Source organism: Pseudomonas sp. GM78 (assembly GCF_000282475.1).
GTDB lineage: Bacteria > Pseudomonadota > Gammaproteobacteria > Pseudomonadales > Pseudomonadaceae > Aquipseudomonas.
The window spans coordinates 1-5,560 of record NZ_AKJF01000180.1 but is presented as its reverse complement, the minus strand read 5'-3'; the positions used below and the strand labels follow the sequence as shown (position 1 = coordinate 5,560).

Annotated in this window: 4 protein-coding genes; 3 read left to right on the top strand and 1 reads right to left on the bottom strand. The window is 60.9% G+C overall.

The genetic code is table 11. From position 1 onward, the window contains the following. Positions 1-323: 323 nt before the first annotated feature. Entirely contained in the window at positions 324-2,345 is a 2,022-nt protein-coding gene (locus tag PMI35_RS06150; protein WP_032831985.1) for a sigma-54 interaction domain-containing protein, read from the bottom strand. A gap of 194 nt (positions 2,346-2,539) precedes the next feature. Between PMI35_RS06150 and PMI35_RS06155 the strand changes: the two genes are divergently transcribed. From PMI35_RS06155 to PMI35_RS06165, 3 genes are all read left to right on the top strand, one after another. Continuing rightward, positions 2,540-3,562 carry a Gfo/Idh/MocA family oxidoreductase gene (locus PMI35_RS06155; protein ID WP_008064216.1) on the top strand — a complete coding sequence of 341 codons (1,023 nt, stop codon included), beginning with the start codon at positions 2,540-2,542 and terminating at the stop codon, positions 3,560-3,562. Continuing rightward, positions 3,559-4,347 (top strand): TIM barrel protein, encoded by a 789-nt coding sequence (locus tag PMI35_RS06160; RefSeq protein WP_008064214.1) that lies wholly within the window; start codon positions 3,559-3,561, stop codon positions 4,345-4,347. Before PMI35_RS06155 ends, PMI35_RS06160 begins: the two co-directional genes overlap by 4 nt. A gap of 100 nt (positions 4,348-4,447) precedes the next feature. Continuing rightward, complete coding sequence (locus PMI35_RS06165; RefSeq protein WP_008064213.1) at positions 4,448-5,374, top strand: sugar ABC transporter substrate-binding protein; 927 nt, start codon at positions 4,448-4,450, stop codon at positions 5,372-5,374. Positions 5,375-5,560: the final 186 nt, after the last annotated feature.

Sequence of the window (5,560 nt, the reverse complement as noted above, 5' to 3'; positions counted from 1 at the left end):
AAACCGGCGTCCTGCCGGTTTACCCACTGCGCAATGCCTGCGTTCGGCCATCGTGGTTAACGGGGCGCCCAAAATCTAAAGCCAAAGCGAGGCGGCCTTAAAGCCGACCTGATTTTTACGGCTGTACCTGATTCCCTGTGGGAGCCAGCCTGCTGGCGATGGACGTCAACGATAACGCGCCCTGTCTGGATGAACTCATTGCCTGGTAGTCCATCGCCAGCAGGCTGGCTCCCACAATGGGATCGCGGACAGCCCTGCAATCAGGTCGGCTTTAAGGCCGTCTCGCTTTGGCTGTTGCTTTGGCTTTTGATTTTCTTGCCCCGTCACAGGCTGGGGCCCGAACGAAAAACCTCGGCATTCAGGCCGAATCGACTCATCTTGTTGTACAAACCGCCACGGGACACATTCAGCTGCCTGGCGGCCAGTCGAATGTTGCCGCGGGTATCCTTCAGGGCCGCGATGATCGCATTCATTTCATGGGCACCAAGGTCCAGTGCGGCCCGGGGTTCGGGCAGACTTCCCGGCGCAGACGGCCGCGGCCTTTGCTTGATTTCAAGCGGTAAATCACCCGGCTGGATCAGTTCGGTCACGGCCAGGTTGGTCGCCCGTTCAAGGGTGTTTTCCAGCTCACGGACATTGCCTGGCCAGTGGTAGGCGCAAAGTATATCCAGCGCCTGTGGCGAGATGCCCTGCACCGATTTGCGCAGTGAGCGTGCGCATCGAGCAAGAAAATGTTGCGCCAGCAAGGGCACGTCCTCGCGGCGCATCCTCAGTGGTGGAACTGTCAGATTCAACACATTCAGCCGGTAATACAGATCCTCACGGAAAGCCCCCTCGGCCACCGCCTGACTCAAGTTGCGGTGGGTGGCGGCGATGATGCGCACGTTCACCTGCTGCGATTTTTTCGCGCCCACCCGCGTCACCTCGCCTTCCTGCAAGACGCGCAGCAGGCTGACCTGGGCATCAAACGACATGTCACCGATTTCATCGAGGAAGATCGTTCCGCCATCGGCCAATTCGAACTTGCCTGCCGAACCGCCACGGGCCGATCCGGTGAAGGCGCCCTCGACATGCCCGAACAATTCGCTCTGCACCAGATCTCGCGGGATGGCCCCGCAATTGACCGCCACGAACGGACCACCGCAGCGGTCACTGCCGTTATGAATCGCCTGGGCGAACAGCTCCTTGCCAGTGCCGCTTTCGCCCAGGATCAGTGTGGTCGAGTCACTGCGACTGGCGATCCTTCCCAAGTGCAACGCATCCTGAATGGCTCGCGAATTGCCCTGAATGGTTTCGAAGGTATAGCTGGCTTGAGTGCCGATGATCCGCCGGGTAATTTCCCGGATGCGTCGGTTCTCACGCAGCGAAACGATGCGCCCGCCCTGCTCCAGCGGGCACACGGACACCAGGCAGGCCAGGAGGCTGCGATCATGCAGCTCGAAGGTGCAATCGAGGTCTCTTATCCCCTCATGCTGCTGCCCTGCGCCGCCACGCAGCAGAATTTCGCTGGTCAGATCGCTGCGGCCCAGGCGCTGGAATGAACTGCCGAGCAACTCCAGGCCCACGTGAAACAATTGCCGCGCATAGCGATTGAGCGCCTTGATGCAGCCGCGCTCATCCAGCACCACCAGCCCCTCGTTCAGCACTTCAAGCACGGTTTGTTGTTCTTCCAGCAGGGCCTGCAGCGCCATCTGCCGCGACACCGCTTCGGCGGCGGCCTGGACGGTGCCCAGGGTATGGAAATGGAACCAGCCGGGCTCTGCGGTCAGGGTCAGCATGGCCAGTGTCCGGCCCTGGGCATCGCGGATCGGCGCGGCGGCACAATGCATGCGCCGCCGACGCAGGCCGACGCCGAAGTTCTCTTCGGCCAACACGTACATCAAGCGGTCTTCGGCAAGCGCCAGCCCTGTGCAGTTGGTGCCCTGTACCGACTCCAGCAGCCGGCTGCCCACCGGGGTGAGGTCCAGACCGCAGAAATACAGCGTCGTCCCTTCGGCATCGGTCAGATTGATATGGCCCCGGGGGTTGTAGGCGAGCAACCCGCGCATGACCTCCGCCGCCGCAGTGATCAACACACGATTGGCCGCCAGCGTTGCGGCCAGGACGTCGGGGGCGACAAAACGGTATTGGCCATCATCGGGATCGAGGCCGGCACGGACGCTGCGCAACCAGGAGTCCCAAATAACCTGCCTGACCCCGGCCGGTCGGTCGGTGCGCCCACCCAGGCACGCCAGCCAGGCTTGCTCCAGTTCAGCGATGGGGCCTTCGCTTAACGACGCCGGACCGAGCGCCGTTATGTAATCGAGGTCTTGCTCGCTGAAGGCCATTGGCTGCGGGATCACCATTCGCTCCTATGTTCACGTTTTTGACATGTCAGTATAGACATGTCATCGGATTGAACATGTATTTCCAGAACTGTTTATTAACCCCTTAAATATCAATAACTTAAATATTGGCACAACGCTTGCTCCCGGGCTTTGTACCAGCAAGGACATTCCTGCTGTCGAGTCATTGCACAACAATAAAAGGGAGTCATTTCATGAGTACATCCAAGATCATCCGCCTGGGTCTGATCGGCGCCGGCCGCATGGGCAGCTTTCACGGCCTGACCGCCGCGCGGCATATTCCCGGTGCCTGCCTGGCCGCCATCGCCGACCCGACACCTGGCCAGGCCGCTCGCCTCGCCGCAGAGCTGGGTGTGGAGAAGGTCTACACCGACCCTCAGCAATTGCTCGATGACCCGCAGATCGACGGCGTATTGATCGCCGCCCCGGCCCGCAGCCATGCCGAACTGGTGATCAGTGCGGCCCGCGCCGGCAAAGGCGTGTTCTGTGAAAAACCCATGGCCATCACCCTGGACGAAGCCGACCGCGCCATCGCCGCCGCTGCCGATGCGCGAGTGACGCTGCAGGTCGGCTTCAACCGCCGCTTTGCCAAGAGCTTCCGCACCGCCCACCTGGATGTGGTGGCCGGCCGGATCGGTACGCCGCAGTTGCTGCGCTCGCTGACCCGCGATCCGGCCCTGAACAATCCCGCCGCCTCCCCACAGTGGGTTATCTTCCTTGAAACCCTGATCCATGACTTCGATACCCTGCGCTACCTCAATCCTGGTGCCGAAGCCGTCGAGGTGTTTGTCATGGCCGACGCCCTGATCGCTCCGGAGTTCAAAGACAAGGGTTTGCTCGACACCGCTGTGGTCACGATCCGTTTCGACAACGGCGCCATCGCCACCGCCGAGGCGAATTTCCAGGCGGTGTATGGCTACGACGTTCGGGGCGAAGTGTTCGGCAGCGCCGGCATGCTGAGCATGGGCAGTGTCAATGACTCTGACCTGGTTCGCTACCTGGCCAATGGCATCCAGGCCGACACCCTGCGCCTGGACACCGACCTTTTGCGTGACGCCTATGTGGCCGAGCTCAACCACTTCGTCGACTGCCTGCGCAGCGGCGAAAAACCACTCGCCAGCGGTGAAGATGCCCGCGCGGCACTGGCCATTGCCCGGGCGTGTATCGAGTCCTTCCAGCAAGGCAAGGCGGTGCGCGTACAAGGAGCCCATTCATGAGTTTCATTCCATTCAAACTGGCGATCAGCGCCGAAATGGTGTTCCTCGACCTGCCGTTCACCGAACGGGTCAAACGCATTCACGCGCTGGGCTTCAGCGCCGAAATCTGGGACTGGACGCACAAAGACATCCCGGCGCTTGTGGCCACCGGCGCTGATTTCACCTCCATGACAGGCTACATCTCGGGCAACCTGACCGATCCCGACGACATCCAGCACCTGCTCGACAGCGCACGTGAATCACTGGCCATTGCCGCCCAACTGAATTGCCTGAGCCTCAACCTGCATGGCACCGGCCTGGGTGATAAAGGTTTGCCGGTAAAACCGGTGGCTCACACCACCGGGCGCATGTGGTTGAGCGCCTGCAAGACCCTGGAAAAAATCGCTCGCCTGGGCGAAGACGCCGGCCGAGTGTTTCTTCTGGAAAACCTCAACACCGAGGTGGACCACCCCGGCACGCCGTTCGCTCGCGCCGACGATACCCTGGCGTTGATCGAGGCTGTGGGCAGCCCGCATTTGAAGATGAACCTGGACCTTTACCATGCGCAGATTGGCGAAGGGAACCTGATCGAACTGATCCAGCGCGCCGGTAGCGCCATCGGCGAAATCCAGGTCGCTGACGTGCCCGGGCGCATGGAACCGGGAACCGGCGAAATCCATTACCCGGCCATTGCCAAAGCCTTGTTCGGCATGGGATACACCGGTGTCGTCGGGCTGGAGGGCTGGGCCAGCGGCGACAGCGAAGCGGCACTCGAACGTTTCAGGCAAGCGTTCACGCTGGAGTGACGAACCTGCGGCGCGCTCGGACTTTGATTCCAGGCGCGCCAGCAAGCCTCACACTTGAACTTGATGAATGTCGACTGATAACAACAAAAGGAAAACCATCATGCGTCGCTGCTCACTTCTTTTTGCCACGCTGCTACTCGTCTTCAGCCAATGGGCCGCCGCCAGCTATCGCGTCGGTGTCAGCATCGCCAGGGTCGACGACAACTTCATGACCTATGTCCGCAGTGGCCTGGAGGAAGCCGCGAAAAAGGACAACATCCAGATCCAGTTCGAGGACGCCCAAGGCGATGTGGTCCGCCAGCTCAATCAGGTCCAGGGCTTTCTCAACCAGAAAGTCGATGCGGTGATCGTCCTGCCCGTGGACACCGCCGCCACCGCCAATATGACCCGCGCCGCCGTCGAAGCGCAGACGCCACTGGTCTACGTCAACCGTCACCCGGACGAACGCGTGCTGCCCAAGGGCGTTGTCACCGTGGCGTCGAACGACATTGAGGCCGGCCAACTGCAAATGCGCTACCTGGCTGAAAAACTGGGGGGCAATGGCACCCTCGCGATCATCATGGGCGACCTCGCGCAAAACGCCACCCACGACCGCACCGAAGGCGTCAAACAGGTGCTCAAGGACTATCCCGGGATCAGGATCGTCGAACAGCAAAGCGCCGAATGGCAGCGCAACAAAGGCATGGACCTGACCAGTAACTGGCTGCTGGCCGGGACGAGTTTTGACGCCATCGTCGCCAACAATGACGAGATGGCGATCGGCGCCGCCATGGCTCTGCAGCAGGCCGGCAAAACCAGGGGCGAGATTGCGATTGTCGGCATCGACGGCCTGCCCGACGGCCTGGCGGCGATCAAGCGCGGAATGCTGGTTGCCTCGGTTTTCCAGGATCCCAAGGCCCAGGCGGCCGGCGCACTGCAAGCGGCGATCAAAATGGTCAAGGGTGAGCCGGTCGAGACGGATGTCTGGGTGCCCTTTCAGTTGATCACGCCGGAGCAGGTTGCCTTGTACGAGCAACATTATAAATAGCGCTTCACGCTTACCATCGACGCCGCTGATTCCTGATTCGGAACAGCGGCGTTTTTTTGTTTAGTGGATAGTGTTGTGTGGCATATCGGCTAAACACACTGGATTGGGGGGGGACGGAGTACATATCCATTGCTGCGGTAACGGCCACTTATGGTTTCGCCCTTACGGCGACTCACTTTTTCAAAC